The sequence below is a fragment of the Telmatospirillum siberiense genome (assembly GCF_002845745.1).
Lineage (GTDB): Bacteria > Pseudomonadota > Alphaproteobacteria > Rhodospirillales > Magnetospirillaceae > Telmatospirillum > Telmatospirillum siberiense.
This window is the reverse complement of the sequence record NZ_PIUM01000006.1, coordinates 83245-99677: the sequence shown is the minus strand read 5'-3', so window position 1 is coordinate 99677 and position 16433 is coordinate 83245. Positions and strand designations below refer to the sequence as shown.

General features: G+C 66.5%; 18 protein-coding genes and 1 tRNA gene. 4 read left to right on the top strand and 15 right to left on the bottom strand.

Annotation, left to right across the window (positions count from 1 at the left end):
* Positions 1-76: 76 nt before the first annotated feature.
* Genes CWS72_RS28585 through CWS72_RS07890 form a run of 3 tightly spaced genes read left to right on the top strand, consistent with a single transcriptional unit; the run spans position 77 to position 3582 of the window.
* Positions 77-1750 (top strand): MobA/MobL family protein, encoded by a 1674-nt coding sequence (locus tag CWS72_RS28585; RefSeq protein WP_101250040.1) that lies wholly within the window; start codon positions 77-79, stop codon positions 1748-1750.
* Between the two features lie 37 nt (positions 1751-1787).
* A complete protein-coding gene (locus CWS72_RS07895; protein WP_101250039.1) occupies positions 1788-3242 on the top strand; it encodes a putative Ig domain-containing protein in 1455 nt (484 codons plus the stop codon).
* Between the two features lie 13 nt (positions 3243-3255).
* The gene (locus CWS72_RS07890) at positions 3256-3582 is read left to right on the top strand and encodes a hypothetical protein (protein ID WP_101250038.1); all 327 of its coding nucleotides are present in this window, start codon (positions 3256-3258) and stop codon (positions 3580-3582) included.
* Positions 3583-4067: 485 nt separating this feature from the next.
* Here the strand turns inward: CWS72_RS07890 and CWS72_RS07885 are convergent.
* From CWS72_RS07885 to cysE, 14 genes are all read right to left on the bottom strand, one after another.
* Positions 4068-4144: transfer RNA gene (locus tag CWS72_RS07885), tRNA-Met, on the bottom strand.
* Positions 4145-4200: 56 nt separating this feature from the next.
* Positions 4201-5319, bottom strand: a complete 1119-nt coding sequence (gene mnmA, locus CWS72_RS07880) for a tRNA 2-thiouridine(34) synthase MnmA (RefSeq protein WP_241911633.1) — start codon at positions 5317-5319, stop codon at positions 4201-4203.
* Positions 5319-6023: a DUF599 domain-containing protein gene (locus tag CWS72_RS07875; RefSeq protein WP_158240549.1), complete on the bottom strand. Its 705-nt coding sequence runs from the start codon at positions 6021-6023 to the stop codon at positions 5319-5321. Before CWS72_RS07875 ends, mnmA begins: the two co-directional genes overlap by 1 nt.
* 11 nt (positions 6024-6034) lie before the next feature.
* A complete protein-coding gene (locus tag CWS72_RS07870) occupies positions 6035-6709 on the bottom strand; it encodes a TenA family protein (RefSeq protein ID WP_101250035.1) in 675 nt (224 codons plus the stop codon).
* Positions 6710-6713: 4 nt separating this feature from the next.
* Complete coding sequence (gene iscX / locus CWS72_RS07865; protein WP_101250034.1) at positions 6714-6908, bottom strand: Fe-S cluster assembly protein IscX; 195 nt, start codon at positions 6906-6908, stop codon at positions 6714-6716.
* A gap of 27 nt (positions 6909-6935) precedes the next feature.
* The gene (locus CWS72_RS07860) at positions 6936-7271 is read right to left on the bottom strand and encodes a ferredoxin family 2Fe-2S iron-sulfur cluster binding protein (RefSeq protein ID WP_101250033.1); all 336 of its coding nucleotides are present in this window, start codon (positions 7269-7271) and stop codon (positions 6936-6938) included.
* A 14-nt stretch (positions 7272-7285) separates the two neighbouring features.
* Positions 7286-9190, bottom strand: coding sequence for a Fe-S protein assembly chaperone HscA (gene hscA, locus CWS72_RS07855; protein ID WP_199175580.1), 1905 nt, complete (start codon positions 9188-9190; stop codon positions 7286-7288).
* Positions 9190-9828, bottom strand: a complete 639-nt coding sequence (hscB, locus tag CWS72_RS07850; protein ID WP_101250032.1) for a Fe-S protein assembly co-chaperone HscB — start codon at positions 9826-9828, stop codon at positions 9190-9192. Before hscB ends, hscA begins: the two co-directional genes overlap by 1 nt.
* A 75-nt stretch (positions 9829-9903) precedes the next feature.
* Positions 9904-10245, bottom strand: coding sequence for a HesB/IscA family protein (locus CWS72_RS07845; protein WP_199175579.1), 342 nt, complete (start codon positions 10243-10245; stop codon positions 9904-9906).
* A gap of 30 nt (positions 10246-10275) precedes the next feature.
* The gene (gene iscU / locus CWS72_RS07840) at positions 10276-10677 is read right to left on the bottom strand and encodes a Fe-S cluster assembly scaffold IscU (protein WP_101250030.1); all 402 of its coding nucleotides are present in this window, start codon (positions 10675-10677) and stop codon (positions 10276-10278) included.
* A 58-nt stretch (positions 10678-10735) separates the two neighbouring features.
* Complete coding sequence (locus CWS72_RS07835) at positions 10736-11980, bottom strand: IscS subfamily cysteine desulfurase (protein WP_101250142.1); 1245 nt, start codon at positions 11978-11980, stop codon at positions 10736-10738.
* A gap of 57 nt (positions 11981-12037) precedes the next feature.
* On the bottom strand, positions 12038-13165 hold the full coding sequence (locus tag CWS72_RS07830; protein ID WP_101250029.1) for a cysteine desulfurase family protein: 1128 nt from the start codon (positions 13163-13165) through the stop codon (positions 12038-12040).
* Between the two features lie 39 nt (positions 13166-13204).
* Complete coding sequence (locus CWS72_RS07825) at positions 13205-13681, bottom strand: Rrf2 family transcriptional regulator (RefSeq protein ID WP_101250028.1); 477 nt, start codon at positions 13679-13681, stop codon at positions 13205-13207.
* Positions 13682-13700: 19 nt separating this feature from the next.
* Positions 13701-14447 (bottom strand): serine O-acetyltransferase, encoded by a 747-nt coding sequence (gene cysE / locus CWS72_RS07820; RefSeq protein WP_101250027.1) that lies wholly within the window; start codon positions 14445-14447, stop codon positions 13701-13703.
* A 207-nt stretch (positions 14448-14654) separates the two neighbouring features.
* Between cysE and CWS72_RS07815 the strand changes: the two genes are divergently transcribed.
* Positions 14655-15317, top strand: coding sequence for an alpha/beta hydrolase (locus tag CWS72_RS07815; protein ID WP_101250026.1), 663 nt, complete (start codon positions 14655-14657; stop codon positions 15315-15317).
* Here CWS72_RS07815 and CWS72_RS07810 read toward each other — a convergent pair.
* Positions 15314-16372: an anhydro-N-acetylmuramic acid kinase gene (locus tag CWS72_RS07810; protein ID WP_101250141.1), complete on the bottom strand. Its 1059-nt coding sequence runs from the start codon at positions 16370-16372 to the stop codon at positions 15314-15316. The genes CWS72_RS07815 and CWS72_RS07810 overlap by 4 nt on opposite strands.
* Positions 16373-16433: the final 61 nt, after the last annotated feature.

The window sequence follows — 16433 nt, the reverse complement described above, 5'->3', positions numbered from 1 at the left end:
AGGGAAAAGGGCTGGCCGACCCAGAGCCGGGCCAGCAAAAAAACCCGAAGGGCGCACACTTAGCATTGCCGGGGCAATGCGTGCGTCGGGGAGACCCCGAACCCCCCGGCGGCCGTGGGCCGCCAATCGGGGGAAACCCCCGAACCCCAGGACGGGAGAACGGACGATGGCAGCGCAGCGGGAACGGTGGCAAGTGGTCAGTGCGATCTACCACTGCAAAGTGCGGAGCCTCAGCAGAGCCGCCGGCCAGTCGGCCGTACCCGCCAGCGCCTACCGGCGCTGCGCCAACATGACGGACGAGAGGACCGGCCAGCCGGCACCCTATGCCCGCAAGCGCGGACACCTGGCGGGCGGCCTGGTCGGCTGGGATGGCGAGGCCGAGGGACTGTGGAACACCGCCGAGGCGGCCGAGAAACGGCGCGACGCCAAAGTGGCGCGCGAGGTCGTCGTCGCCCTCCCGGCCGGCCTGCCGCTCGCCGACCAGGAGGCCCTTGTTCGTGGTTTCGCCGAGGCCCTGGCCCGGCGCCATGGCATCGCCGTCCAATGGGACATCCACGCGCCGTCCAGGGCGGGCGACCAGCGCAATGTGCATGCACACCTCCTCCTCACCACGCGCCGCGTGGTCGCTGGCCGACGGCTCAGCGAGAAGACGCGCGAGTTGGACGTCAAGCAGACCAGCGGACAGCACCTCCGCGCTTGGCGCCGGGACTGGGAGGGGCTTGTCAACGCCGCTTTGGAGCGGGCCGGCTCGACGAAGCGTGTTGATTGTCGCAGCCACGCCCAGCGCCACCAGGACGAGGGCCGAACTGGCCCGGCGCCGGAGCCCATGACGCACCTCGGGCCGGCGCGGACAGCGTTGGAGCGGCGCGGCCGGCGGACCAGGGCCGGCGCCCGCAACGACCGCCTGGCCGAGGCGGCGCGGCTGGAAAAGCAGCTTGCCGGCCTCGACCGCCAGCTTACCCACCTGCGCCGCCAGGACCGGCCGAGCCGGGCACGGTGGCACCTTGGCCGGGCGGCGGGCGCCACAGGCCGCCTTGCTGCCTGGTCGACCGGCGCGACGGTGGCGACGGTCCTGCGCCTGGCCGGGGTCCGTGTCCGCCGGCCCCGGTTGCCGACTAGGGCGGCGGGTACGCTAGTCTCCTCGAGCGCCGGCCTGGCTGCCGAGGCTGGCCGAGCCGTCGCCCGGGCCATCCGCCGTTGGCGGGCCCGGCGCCAAGTGCCTCCGGAGGTGCGCGCCTGGTGGCGTGCTGTCGTCCGCCAGCAGGCGACGGCGGACACGGACGCCCTCCGCCGCGAGGCGTTCCGGGCCCTGGCCTCGCGCTACCCCGACCACGGTGCGCGCATGGGCGCCCTGCGTGCCGCATCGGCAGCGTTGCCCAGACGGTGGCGCCTGCGATTGGCGGAGGCGGATCAGGCGGCCAAGGCCGCCCGGCTGGCCGCCGTGAGCCGGCCGGCGACGGCGGTTGACCGCGCGGCCGATGCCCTGGCCGCCGCCGCGCGGGGTCGCGCGCCGACCATGCCATCGACCGGTCCGACCGTCCCATCGACCGGCCGGACCATGCCGACCGTCCCATCGACCATGCCATCGACCGGTCCGACCGTCCCATCGACCGGCCGGACCATGCCGACCGTCCGACGGCGGGCGGATCGACCAGACGACTGGCCGCGACCGGTCGCGCGGCCGGTCGATGCCGCCCGCCGTCGAGGGAAGACCAAGGCCGACGGCTCCAAGGGCGATGAGGCCCGGTGAGCCGAACCAACATCCACAACAACAGAGGGAGGAAGAAATGATGATCTACAACAGGCGGGGGGCGAGCGCTCCAGAATACGCCGTCCTGCTCGGCTTGGTGCTCGTCGCCGTCGCCGGCGTGGCCGCATCCGTCGGCGGTCGGACGGTCGGCCTGCTCGGAATCGGCGGCTCGCATGTCGCCGTCGCGTCCTCAGTTGCCGATCAGCCGTCCGACCAGGCCGGCGGCAAGACAGCGTTGCGGGCGCCGGTCTGGGACACACCCCAGACGCTCGGCACGATCAGCCAGTATGCGCCGTTCGCACTCGACCAGGGCGCGATCAAAACCCTGGTCGCGACCGATCCACAGGGCGGGGCGATCACCTACGCGGCGCCTGCCATGCCCGCCGCCCTGGCTCTGGCGGCGACCGGCACGATCACCGGGACCCCGACCCAACTCGGGGCCCAGAGCTTTACGGCGACGGCGACGAATGCCGCCGGCCTGTCGGCCAGCCGGTCGTTCACGCTGACGATCTCGAACCCACAGCGATACAACTACGGCTCCTCCGTGCTGACCGACGGCCAGACAGACTACATCTGGTCGTGCAGCAACCAGCAGCCGAGCGTGATCCAGGACAGCATCTTCTACACCGTCGCGCCGTCCGGGGAGGTCCCGGCCACCCTACCGACCTCCGTCGCTGTGGCGCCGTCGTCGGCCGCGCCGTGGGGCTCCTTCCACCTGTGCGACCCCAGCGTGGTCCGGGGGTCGTTCAGCTACTTCGGCACGCCGTACAGGTACGCTATGTTCGCCACCGGGACCCCGCTCAACGCCTCGACCGACAACAGCGTGGGAGTGGCCTACGCCAACGACCCGGCCGGGCCGTGGACCGTCGCCCCGACGCCTGTCGTCGCCAACCCCTACGCGACATCGGCATGGGGCGAGGGTCAGCCAAGCGTGGTCTACGCAAGCGGCAGCAATGTGCTGCTGACATGGACGGACGGCAGCCCGACCCTGACGCGGACGGAGGCGGCATGGATCACGCTGTCCAGCCAGGCCGGCGACAGCGGGCCGGGCTGGTCGATGACGGTGCCATGGGCCATCAGCGGTGGCGGCCTCCGCATGACGACCGCAGCCGGCGACTACTTGCACGACGCCGACATGTCCTATGACCCGGCGTCCGGCCTGGTCTACGCGGCCCGGCCGGTCGGGCCCTATCCGACAGCCGGATCGACGCAAGTCGAGAGCGCCGTCGAGGTGGATAGCCTGCCGCTCGCGAATTTCCTGGCCGGCAACGGCACCTGGAGCAGGGTCGGCGCCACCATCACTTCCGCGCAGTCGGGCGCAGGGCGCAACGACAACCCCGCGCTCGTCCGGAACATGGATGGAACTTTGCCCGCCGGGGCAGTCGGCCTCGTGGACACAACGGCGGCCGACTGTATCAGCCCAGCCATTGCAGGATGCTGGCCGGCCTCGCTGTGGACTTACCGGCTATGGCTGACCAGCGTTTCACGGTGATTGCGAGGACAGGATGCACGACAACGACACGCACGATGACGATGACGGGCAGGCCGGGCCGCCGTGGTCCAGGCCAAAGGCGGCGCTGGCCGAACAAGAGGCAGCCAAACGGGACGAGGCGGCCCGACTGGGCGTCGTAGCGATCAGGGTGGCGGAGATGCGCGACACCCTGTTGCCGGCGGGGAAGCGATTGGAAGCCGCTAGACGCCTCCTGCGGGGCGACCTGGTGGGCCTTCTAACGGCCGACGAGAGGGCCTACGCCGAGGCCGTCGTCGCAAACTTCTGCCGACCGCCCCTGCCCGTGCCGGCGCCTGTTGGACGCAAGAGGCCGAAGGTCTAAAGAGAGACGGCCGGATCGGGTTGGGTCTCGTCGTCCCTCCGATGCACAACCCGCTACGCCGCGCGGTGCCCGCCCGGCCGCCTTCGTGGTCGTCGGCTCGCGCCACGCTGCGGCGCCGCTATACTGAGCCTCCTCTACACGCTCCTCTGCGCCCGCCCCGCGACTTGCACACGGGTCGGGCCGGAATCCCACTATGGCCGCGTCTGGCCTCGCTTTGGCCCCAGGCGGGCGGCAGGCTTCGCGGGTATCCTTCTGCCCGTCCCTGACGGGCCGGGGATTGCTTGGCAGGACGCGAACAACAGCGAGGTGGCCGCGAGGACCATCGCGCGGCGGAAAAGCCTGGATCAGCGGAGGCGGCGGAAAAAGAGGCTTCCGCAGGGCTGTGCCCTGCACCCCTTGACCTGTCAAACATCCCGTCAAAAATTTCCGCATTCGCATTTGACAGGAAAAAAGCCAGCCAACCCATTGGATTGACTGGCTTAATTTGGTAGCGGAGGAGGGACTTGAACCCCCGACACGCGGATTATGATTCCGCTGCTCTAACCAGCTGAGCTACTCCGCCATAAAGTTCGGAAGGCGGTTTTTATCGGTTTGGGGCCGGCAAGTCAAGGCACCTGTTCAGAGATTCTGTGGGTTTCCGTCGCGGCGGATCCACCCGCCCCCCAGCACGCGCTCACCATCGTAGAACACGCAAGCCTGACCGGGGGCGACGCCTTCCTCGGGGTGCAGGAAGCGGACGTCGGCGCTGCCCGCCGGTCCCAGGCGCAGCATGGCCGGCACCGGTTCGCGAGTGGAGCGGATCTTTACCTGGACCGCCCATTCCCTTGCTTCGGCTTCGGCTTCGGCTTCGGCTTCGACTTCGGCCTCGCCCAGCCAGTTGACGCCGGACAAGGCGACGGCGCTCCGGCCCAGGGCCTCCTTGGGGCCGACGACGACGCGGCGGGCGGCGGCTTCCAGGCGGATCACGTAAAGGGGGGGGCCGCCGCCGAGTTTCAGGCCCCGCCGCTGGCCGACCGTATAATGGATGATGCCCTCGTGCCGGCCCAGCACCCGGCCGTCGACATGAACGATGTCGCCGGCTTCGATGGCGCCGGGGCGCAGCCGCTCGACCAAGCCGGCATAATCGCCGTCGGGAACGAAACAGATGTCCTGGCTGTCGGGCTTGACCGCCACCGGCAGCTCGAAGCGCCGGGCGATGGCCCGCGTCTCGTCCTTGCTGCCCATGGATCCCAGGGGAAAGCGCAGGAAGTCGAGCTGGTCGCGGGTGGTGGCGAACAGGAAATAGCTCTGGTCGCGGCCATGGTCGGCGCCGCGCAGCATATGAACGCCGGAGGGCGTCTCCTCGCGGCGGACGTAATGGCCGGTGGCCAGGGCCTCGGCCCCCAGATCGCGGGCAATGCCGAACAGATCGCGGAATTTCACCGTCTGATTGCACAAGACGCAAGGGATCGGCGTTTCGCCGGCGACATAGGAGTCGGCGAAACGCTCGATCACGTCCTGGCGGAAAGTGCTTTCATAATCGACCACGTAATGGGGAATGCCCAGCCGGTCGGCGACCCGGCGGGCGTCGTGAATATCCTTGCCCGCGCAGCAACTGTTGGCGCGGCCGACCGCCTGGCCATGGTCGTAGAGCTGGAGGGTGACGCCGACGACGTCCCAGCCCTCCTCCTTCAGCAGGGCGGCGGTGGCCGAGGAATCGACCCCTCCCGACATGGCGACGACGATGCGCCGGCCCATTACATCTTCTCCATGCGATAAAGGGCGCGCCGGGTCCGGGAATGGAACTCGCGCCGCCATAAAACGGCCACCACGGCCAGGGTCGCCAGGACGAAGGCCAGCGGATGGATGAACCAGCCCAGGCTCGCCAGGGCGAAATAATATCCCCGCAGTCCCTGGTTGAAGCTGCGCGCCCCCAACTGACTGATCCGCGCCGCCCCCGCCGCGAACGACGCCTTTTCCTCGTCCGCCGCGTCGGGACGGGGGGCCGCCCCCAGCAGGATCGTGCAATAGGTGAACTGCCGCAGGCTCCAGGTGAACTTGAAGAAGCTGTATATGAAAATCAACCCCAGCAGCAACAGTTTCGCCTCGAACAGGTCCTTGCTGACCGTCGAGACGAAAGGAATGCCCTCGATGGTGGCGTAGGTATGATCGACCGCGCTGGCCATCGCCGCGACGCCGCCCAGAATCAGCACGGTGGCCGAGGCGAAAAAGGCGACGCTGCGCATCACATTGGCAAGCAGCGTTCCGTCGACGATGCGGTTCTCCCGATCGACCATCCTGCGCATCCAGGCCAGGCGCTGGCCATTGACCGCCCCCGTCAGGCTGATCTTCGAAAGCCTGGAATAATCGACGACGTAACCAAACGCCTGCCACAGGAAGAACGAGAGCACCGGCGCAACCACATCGAGGGTGGAGGCATTCAAGGTCAGGTTCAAAGACATGAGAAAAACGTTCATTGGGCCAAGGTCAGACCCATCTCCCAAAAATCGGTTTCCAGCCGGACGGCCTGGCGGAACACCCTCAACAGGCCCTCATAGCGGCCGGGACCGCCCCGGGCCGCCATCAGACGGTCGATCTGCGCCACCTGCGCGCCGGCCAGGGCCTGATAGTCGGCCCCCGCATAGGCGTCGATCCATTGGCGATAGGGATTTCCGGCCAGACCGGATCCGGCGGCCTTCCTCAGACGCGCTCCGATCTCGGCATAGCCGATGATGCAGGGAGCCAGGGCCACATGCAGATCGAGCAGGTCGCCCGCCACCCCCCTGTCGAGGACGAAACGGGTATAGGCCAGGGTCGCGCGGGCCTCGGCCAGACCTGCCATTTCGGCCTTGGTGATGCCCCAGTCGTGGCAATATTTCACATGCAGGCCCATCTCATCGAGGATGCCGGCCATGCCGGCGGCGGCTTGGCGCATATCCTCCAGGGTCTCGCTTTTATAGACGGCCAGGCCATAGGCCCGGGCGAACTGGATCAGGAACAGATAGTCCTGACCCAGGTAATGCCGGAAACAGTCCTCGGGCAGGGAACCGTCACCCAGGCGGTGCACGAAGCCATGCCCGACGAAGGCCTCCCAATCGACGGCCGCGTCGGAGCGCAAACGGGAGAACAGTGTCTGCCGGGGGGACATGTCGCTAGTCCCGTTCGTCGATCCAGGCCATCTGGATGGCCTCGAGCAATCCTTCATTGGACGCCGCCGGATCGTCGTCAAAGCCGGGCAAGGCGCAAACCCAGCGATGCAGATCGGCGAAACGCAGATTGACGTTGTCCGTCTCGGGATGCGCCTCCTCCAGCGCGATCGCGATGTCCCTGCTATCGGTCCAGCGCATGCCGGGTCTCCCCTTTGCCTGCCGCCCCTACTTGTCGACCATCATGTTGCGCGTCGCCGCGGGAAGAGTCACCTCCAGACCGTCGAACGCCGCCTTCATGATGATCTGACAGCCGAGACGCGAGGTCTGGCTGAGACCGAAGGCCAGGTCGAGCATGTCCTCCTCGTCGTCGCTGGCCGCCGGCAATTTGTCGAACCACTCCGGCGCCACGATGACATGACAGGTCGAACAGGCCAGCGAACCCTCGCAGGCGCCTTCCAATTCGATCTTGTTGCGATGGGCGATCTCGAGAATGGACAAACCTTCCGGCGCCTCCACTTCGTGGCGGGTTCCGTTAGGCTCGATAAAAGTCATCTTCGGCATAAAAGCCTCTCTCCTTAATCCGGCTTCTGTTCCCCGCCCAGGCTTTCGCCGAGACGCTCGATGGTCTGTCCGGCCAGGGCCTCGCGGATACCGCGATCCATGCGGCGTTCCGCAAAGGTCTTGGTCGCGGCCTCAAGCGACGCGGCCGCGGCCTGGACGCTATCGCGGTCGCCGTCCCGAACGGCGGTCTCGACCTCTTCCAAGGCGGTATGAATGACGGCCTGCTCGTCGGCCGACAGCAGTTCGCCGTCGGCGGCCAGGGCGGCGCGCACCGCCAGCAGCGAGCGGACCGCCTCGACGCGGGCCTCGGCCAGCAGGCGGGTCTCCATGTCCTCGCGGGCATGTTCGAGGGAATCGCGCAGCATGGTCGCCATCTCGTCGTCGGTCAGCCCGTAGGAGGGCTTGACCGAAACCTCCTGCTCGATGCCGGTGACGGCTTCCTTCGCGCTCACCGTCAGCAGACCGTCGGCATCCACCGCGAAGGTCACGCGGATGCGCGCGGCCCCCGCCGCCATCGCCGGAATGCCCGACAACACGAAGCGGGCCAGCGACCGGCATTGATCGACCATTTCCCGCTCGCCCTGGACGACATGGATCAGCATGGCGTCCTGGCCGTCCTGATAGGTGGTGAACTCCTGGGCCATCGCCACCGGAATCGAGGTATTGCGGGGAATCACCTTCTCGACGATGCCCCCCATGGTCTCGATCCCCAGGCTGAGCGGCGTGACGTCCAGCAGAAGGGTATCGGATCCGACGGTCAGGGCCTCGGCCTGCAAGGCGGCGCCGACCGCCACCACCTCGTCGGGATTGATGTCGGCCAGGGGTTCGCGGCCGAAGAATTCGGCGACGCGGCGCCGCACCAGCGGCACCCGGGTCGAACCGCCGACCAGCACCACCCCCTTGATATCCTCGACGCCGATGCCGGCATCGACCAGCACGCCGCGGCAGATGGAGATGGTCCGTTCGACGAAGGGCTTGGCCAGGGTTTCGAAGGTGGCCAGATCCAGGCGATGCCGGCTGGTCTTGCCGTCGATCTCGATCATCCATTCGCCCCAGGGGCTGGCCGACAGGCATTCCTTGGCCATGCGGGCCGTCGCCAGCGCCTGTTTCACCTCGGCCGAGGTGATGGTGACATCGCCCAGGGTCTTGGCCCGTTCGGCCAGGAACGCCTCGGCGATGGCATGATCGAAGTCGTCGCCGCCCAAGGCGGCGTCGCCGCCGGTGGCGCGCACCTGGAAGACACCCTTCTCCATGCGCAACAGCGAAATATCGAACGTGCCGCCGCCCAGATCATAGACCGCGTAAAGCCCCTCGGCCTGATTATCCAGGCCATAGGCCAGGGCCGCCGCCGTCGGTTCATTGACCAGGCGCAGCACATCGAGCCCGGCCAGACGGGCGGCATCCTTGGTGGCGCTGCGCGCCGCGTCGTCGAAATAGGCGGGCACTGTGACCACCGCGCGGCCGACCGGCTGGCCCAGCGCCGCTTCGGCGCGATCCTTCACGGCACGCAGAATATCGGCCGATACCTCGACCGGGGTCAGCGTCCGCCCCGACACCTTGAGGCGGACCATGCCGCCGTCGGCGGCCGTGTCCAGTTCGAAGGGCAACGTCCCGGCCAGGGATTTGACGTCGGTGACGCCGCGGCCCATCAAGCGTTTGACGGAGCTGATCACCGTCTGGGGATTGTCCAGCAGTTCGCGGCGCGCCTCGACGCCCACGATCACCGTCCCATCCATGCCATAGGCGACCACCGAGGGAATAAGCCCTCCCCCCTTCTCGTCACGCAGGACCGAGGCTTCCCCCCCTTCCGCGACGGCGACGACCGAATTGGTGGTGCCAAGATCGATCCCGACCGCGGCGCCCTTGTCCTCGGCATGCGGAAACGGCGTTTCTCCCGGTTCGTTGATCTGCAACAGCATCAGATGCCAGGCCTCGTCATACGGATTTTGCGGGAGCGGGCCTCCTCGGCCAGCTTGCCCAGATATTTCATGCGGGTCGTCAGCTTGCCGGCGACGTCCAGGTCCTGCTCGGCGAAGGCGCGGGCCAGATCGGTCTCGCACTGCGCCATTTCACCCTCGGCCTGCGCGGCCAGCACGGCCACCTCGTCCGGGGTGTCGGCCTCGGCCAGGGCTTCGCGCATTTCCATGGCCTCCATCAGCAGCTCCGGATCGGTCACCGTGGCGGCCTGGTCGACGTCGACGACGCGCCCGGCCAGCCGCAGCAGGTAGGCCGCCCGTTTCAACGGGTCCTTCAAGGTCTCGTAGGCGTCGTTGAGCGCCGTCGCCTGGGCCTGCGACAAGGCCCGTTCCTTGGGCGCCCGGGTGGCGAAGCGGTCGGGATGCAAACGCCGCTGGAAACCGAAATACTGACGGTCCAGCTCGGCCGGATCGAGGCTATAGGCGCGGCGAAGGCCCAGCCGGGTGAAATGGTCGACGTCGCCGGGCGGCTGCACCGCCCCGCAGGTCGAACAGAACAGGGCCCGGGGAGAAATCGGTCCCTTGCAGGACCAGCACGGCACGATCGCGCCGGAGGAACTGGATTGGTCGAACTCGTTCATAAAACCTGCCCGCTTTCGGGAGACCGCCGCCAGTCCGGCGGACGCGGCCTGGCGACGGAAAATTTCCTCAAAGGATCAGACGTGGAAGGACTCGCCGCAACCGCATCGGCCCTTTTCGTTGGGATTGCGGAAGACGAAGCCGGATTGCAGCTTTTCCTCGACGAAATCCATCTCGGTGCCCAGGATGAACATGGTGGCCTTGGGGTCGATCAACACGGTCACCCCCCGGGTCTCCACCACTTCGTCCATCGGACCCTTTTCTTCGGCGAATTCAAGGGTATAGGACAACCCAGAGCATCCCTTCGTGCGCACGCCGATGCGGATTCCCAGCGTCGGCTTGTCGCGCCCGGAGACCATCGCCTTGACACGCTCGACGGCGGCATCGCTCAAGGTCAAAGGAGCCATACGTTCAGCCATGCTTCCATCACCTCTTCCAAAAACCGCCCGTCACTGGGCGGCGTCTTCTTCCAGACCGTTCTTCTTCTTATAGTCGGCGATGGCAGCCTTGATAGCATCCTCCGCCAACACCGAACAATGGATTTTGACCGGCGGCAGGGCCAAATGCTGCGCGATCTCCGTGTTCTTGATCTTTGCCGCCTCGTCCAGCGTCTTGCCCTTCACCCATTCGGTGACCAGTGAGGACGACGCGATGGCCGAACCGCAGCCGAAGGTCTTGAACTTGGCATCCTCGATGATGCCCTCGGCGCTCACCTTGATCTGCAGCTTCATCACGTCGCCGCAGGCCGGCGCTCCGACGAGGCCGGTGCCGACGCCGCCGTCGCTCTTCTGAAACGAGCCCACGTTGCGCGGGTGCTCGTAGTGGTCGATGACCTTCTCGCTGTAAGACATGAAGTCCTCCGTCAAAACTCTTGGAAAACCACCGGACGGCGCCCGGAGGCGGCTTTTGTCAATGATCGGCCCACTGGATCGATTTAATGTCGATCCCTTCCTGATGCATCTCCCACAGCGGACTTAATTCGCGCAGGCGGCTCACCGCCTCGACGATGTGTCCGATGGCGTAGTCGATTTCCTTCTCGGTGGTGAAGCGCCCGATGCCGATCCGGAGGCTGGTATGGGCCATTTCGGCGTCCAGCCCCAAGGCGCGCAGCACATAGGACGGCTCCAGCGATGCCGAGGTGCAGGCCGAACCCGATGACACCGCGATGTCCTTGACCCCCATCATCAGGCCCTCGCCTTCGACGAAGGCGAAGCTGATGTTGAGATTGCCGGGAATGCGCAGTTCCGCGTCACCGTTCAGATAGACCTCGGGCAGGCGTTCGCGCACGCCCTTCAGCAGGCGCTCGCGCAGGGCCGTGAGGCGCTTGGCCTCGGCCGGCATCTCCTCGCGGGCGATGCGGCAAGCCTCGCCGAAACCGACGCAGAGCGGCGTGGCCAGGGTGCCCGAGCGCATGCCGCGCTCCTGCCCGCCGCCGTCGATCAGTGACTGCAGGCGAACGCGGGGCCGGCGGCGCACGTAGAGCGCGCCGATACCCTTGGGTCCGTAGATCTTATGCGCCGAAATGCTCATCAGATCGATGTTCATCGCATTGACGTCGAGCGGGATCTTGCCCACCGCCTGCGCCCCGTCGGTGTGGAAGAAGACGCCCTTCTTGCGGCAGATCGCGCCGATTTCGGCCAGCGGCTGGATGACACCGATCTCGTTGTTGACGGCCATCACCGAGACCATCACCGTCTTGTCGGTGATCGCGGCCTCCAACTCGTCGAGCCTGATCAGGCCGTTCTTCTGCACCGGCAGATAGGTCACCTGGAACCCATCCTGCTCAAGATGGCGGCAGGAATCCAGCACGCATTTGTGCTCGGTCACCACGGTGACGATGTGGTTCTTCTTTTCGCGGTAGAAATAGGCCACGCCCTTGAGGGCGAGATTGTTCGATTCCGTCGCCCCCGAGGTGAAGACGATCTCCTTCGGATCGGCCCCGATGATGGTGGCGATCTCTTCCCGCGCCTTCTCGACCGCCTCTTCGGCTTCCCAACCGTAATAATGGTTGCGGGAGTGGGGATTGCCGAAACGTTCCGTGAAATAGGGCAGCATCGCCTCGACGACGCGCGGATCACATGGAGTCGTCGCCTGGTAATCGAGATAAATCGGCTGCGTCAACCCGCTGTTCTGCGTGCCCTGAATTGCCGTCATGTCACTCATCCTCGCCTCTCCGGCGGCATGGAACGCCGCCAATCATTCCCGTGTGTCTCATGCGACCCTCGCTTGCCGATCCCCCGCCCCGAGGCGCTGGATCATCGAACCAAAGGCTTCCAGGAAACAATCCACATCCTGTTCCTCGCTGGCCCAGCCCAGACTGACCCGGATCGCCGAGCCGGCCAGATCGTCCTCGCCCATCGCCGTCAGCACATGGCTGGGCGCCACCTTGCCCGAACTGCAGGCCGAACCGGTGCTGACCGCGACACCGGCCAGATCGAGCCCCATCAGAAGCGTCTGCGCCGACACTCCCCGCACCGCCAGGCAGGCGGTATTGGGAAGCCTGGGCGCTCCGGCACCGATCACCACCAGTCCCGGCGCCTGCTCGCCGGCAGCTTTTTCCAATCGGTCCCGCAAGCGGGCCAGCCGCCCGGCCTCGTCCGTCTCGGCCATGACCGCCTGGGCGGCCGCGCCGAAACCGGCGATGCCCGGCAGATTTTCAGTCCCCGAGCGCCGCCGCCCCTCCTGACCGCCACCGGCGAGCAGAGGCCGCAATTCGGCGTCCGGATCGGCCAGGAGCAAGGCCCCCACCCCTGTCGGACCACCCAGCTTATGGGCCGACAGGGCAAGGGAATCGACCCCCAGCGCGCCAATGTCCACGGACGTCTTGCCCACCGCCTGCACCGCGTCGCAATGGACGAGGGCGCCATGGGCCCTGGCCAGACGCACGACTTCGGCGATCGGCTGGACCACCCCGGTTTCGTTGTTGGCCAGCATCACCGCGACCAGGGCGGGCTCGGAATCGGCCGCCAGGGCACGCTCGAGAGCGGCCAGATCGATCACCCCGGAACGCAGCACGCCGACCGTCTCGCCGGGCCGGGCCTTCAATACCGAAGGATGTTCGATGGCGGAGGCCAGAAACCGCCGCCGGTTCCAGCCGGTGATCGCCAGGGCGTTGGCCTCGGTCCCACCGGAGGTGAAAATCACACCGCGCGGGTCCGCCTCCAGAAGGGCGGCCACCGTTTCCCGGGCTTCCTCGACCAGACCGCGGGCGGCCCGGCCGAAGGCATGCACCGAAGAGGGATTGCCCGGAACGCCCATGGCACGCAACGCCGCCTCGCTGGCGCAGGCCCTCACCGGCGCCGTGGCGTTGTAGTCCAAATAGGCGGCGAGAGAAGTCATCCGTCTGGTCCGTCCCTCTTCCAAGTCCCCGCGGGGGGCTTACTGCGCCGCGGCGATGCTGCCGCCGGCGGCCGGCGTCCCGTGGAATACGCCGCTGCTGCCCAGAAGGCGGCGGTCGACCACATCGCCCAGGGAGACCGAACTCAGATAGAGATAGATCTGGTTACCCAGTTCCTCCCACAGATCATGAGTGAGGCAGCGGCCCTTGTGGTTGTGGCAACCGGCCGGCGAACCGGGGGTGCAGCGGGTCGTCTGGATCGGCTCGTCGACGGCCAGGATGATGTCCGACACGCGGGTCTGCGGGGCCGGACGAGCCAGCAGGTAACCGCCGCCGGGTCCGCGCACGCTCTTGACCAGACCGCCCTTGCGCAGCTTTCCGAAAAGCTGTTCCAGGTAGGACAGGGAAATTTCCTGGCGATCGGCGATATCGGCAAGAGCCACCGGGCTGCCATTGCTGTTGCAAGCCAGATCGACCATTGCCATGACGGCATAGCGTCCTTTGGTGCTCAGTTTCACGTCATTTCACTCCCACAGATCAAGTTAAACTACGCGCACTCTTGCGCGGCGAATCGGTCGTATCGCGCAATTTCTCCGAAGGCGGCAAAGCCGGTGCGGACTTCCGCCCCGGCTTGGTCTTCTGACCCTCCAAGGCGTTAATCTGGCTGCGCAGCCCAACGATTTCCTGATGCAAGCCGTCGATGATCCTCAGCAGCGGATCGGGAAGCTCGGCGTCGCATCCATATGCCAGAAACTCGTGTTCCTTGCCGCGGGGCTCGACCATCCGCGCCGGAATGCCCACCATGGTCACTCCCGCCGGCACGTCGTTCAACACCACGGCATTGGCGCCGATCCGGGCCCCTTCGCCGACGACGATCGGCCCAAGAACCTGAGCCCCCGAACCGACGATCACGCCGTCGGCCAGAGTCGGATGGCGCTTGCCCTTGTGCAGCGAGGTGCCGCCCAGGGTCACCCCCTGATAAAGAGTGACGTCGCTGCCGACAACGGCCGTCTCGCCGATGACCACTCCCGTCCCGTGATCGATGAAAAGCCGCTCGCCGATCTCGGCGCCGGGATGGATCTCGATCCCGCTCAGCATTTTCCCGACATGGGAGGTAAAGCGACCGAAAAGATGAAGCCCTCGCCTCCAGAACCAATGCGCCACGCGATGAAACAACAGCGCATGCAACCCGGGATAGCAGAGTAAAATCTCAAGGTTCGAGCGCGCCGCGGGATCACGGAGACGAATAGATGCAATTTCTTCCCGAAGTCTCTTGAAAACCATAGTCATCAATATGTTATTGTACGCGGCATACGCACAGGGGGTTCCGGGGCATCCGCTCCGGGTGACCAGCGCTCGACGGTGAATATAAGATGCCCGACAATGCTGGTCAAGATTGACCAAGCGCGAAGGTCAGTTTGTTTTACATTAATTCATACCGGGTTGGTCAGGTTTGGCCAAGACGGTCAAAGATGGATCCGACACAACACAATGCCCGAAGTCATTTTTAACGGACCGGATGGACGGCTGGAAGGCCGCTACCACCACGGCAAGCAGCCCAATGCGCCCATCGCGCTGCTGCTTCACCCCCAGCCCCAGCATGGCGGCACCATGAACAACAAGGTTGTTTATGCCATGTACCATGCCTTCGTGCGCCGGGGATTTTCGACTCTGCGCTTCAATTTCCGAGGTGTCGGTCGGTCACAAGGCCGTTTCGACAACGGTCAGGGCGAACTTTCCGACGCCGCCTCCGCCCTGGATTGGATGCAGTCCTTCAACCCCAACGCCGCGAGCTGCTGGGTCGGCGGTTTTTCGTTCGGCGCCTGGATCGGCATGCAATTGCTGATGCGCCGGCCGGAAATCGACGGATTCGTCTCGGTGGCCCCGCCGGCCAACGTCTACGATTTCACCTTCCTGGCGCCCTGCCCGTCGTCCGGCCTGATCGTTCACGGCACCCAGGACGATCTGGTGCCCGAGGCCAGCGTCGCCAAGCTTGCCACCAAATTGTCGAGCCAGCGCAACATCACGGTCAATTATCGGACCATCGCGGGTGCCAACCATACCTTCGGCACCAAGCTCGATGAATTGAACGTGACGCTCGACGACTATCTGGCCGGCATCTCGCTCGAACGCAGTCTGGCCGCCGCCGGTTAAACCGCACCCGGCCGGTGCAGGCGGCCGCCGCCCAGAGGCCGGGCGGCTCCGGTGGTGCCCGGCCAGGTCAAGGGCAGGCCTTTCAGGCTGCGCACCGCCAGGAAGGCGAAGGCCTGCGCCTCGAGCGCGTCGCCGTCCCAGCCGACCGCATCGACCGGCTTGACCGGAGCCGGCAGGCATCGGCGCAACCCGGCCATGATAACGGGATTGTGCCGGCCGCCGCCGCAGACCAGCCATGTCGCCGGGGGCGCCGGGAAATGCGCCTGGGCCAGTTCCACCGCTGCCACGCTGAAGGCGCTCAAGGTCGCCGCCCCGTCGCTTGCCGACAGACCCTCGACCAGGGCTCCGGCGATTTTCGCGAAATCATCGCGGTCCAGGGACTTGGGCGGCAGCCTGGTGAAATAGGGATGCGCGCGGAACGCCCGCAGGGCTTCCTCGTCGACCGTTCCATCCGCCGCCAGCGCCCCGTCCACATCCACCGCCCGCCCGGTATGGCGCAAAGCCCAATCGTCGATCAAGGCGTTGCCCGGTCCGGTATCGAAAGCCAGCAGGCCGCCATCCACGCCGATCCAGGTCACATTGCCGACCCCTCCCAGATTGAGCACGGCCAGCGGACGGGCCAACCCCTCCGCCAGAGCGGCGTGGTAGACCGGCACCAGGGGCGCCCCCTGCCCGCCGGCCGCCACATCCTCCGAGCGGAAATCGTTGACGACGGAGAGCTCCAACCGCTCGGCCAGCAGGGCGCCGTCCCCGATCTGCCAGGTCCGCCCCTGCTCCGGCCGGTGCAGGATGGTATGGCCATGGAATCCGACCACCGCCACCTCGGCGCGGGAGGTTCCGCTTTCGGCCAGCAGATCCCGGACGACCTCGGCATGAAACAGGGTCACGTCCCGCTCGACCTCGGCCACCGGACCGACGCCCCCCAGTATCCCCCGCAAGCGTTGGCGCAAGGGTGCCGGATAAGGACGGGTCAGGCTGGGGCCGAACTCAGCGACACGCTCGCCGTCGGTGCGGATCAAAGCGGCATCGACCCCATCGAGAGACGTGCCGGACATCAGGCCGAGACTGAGCAGAAGCGACGACAACGAGCGGACCTCCGGAGCGAAAATCAATGCG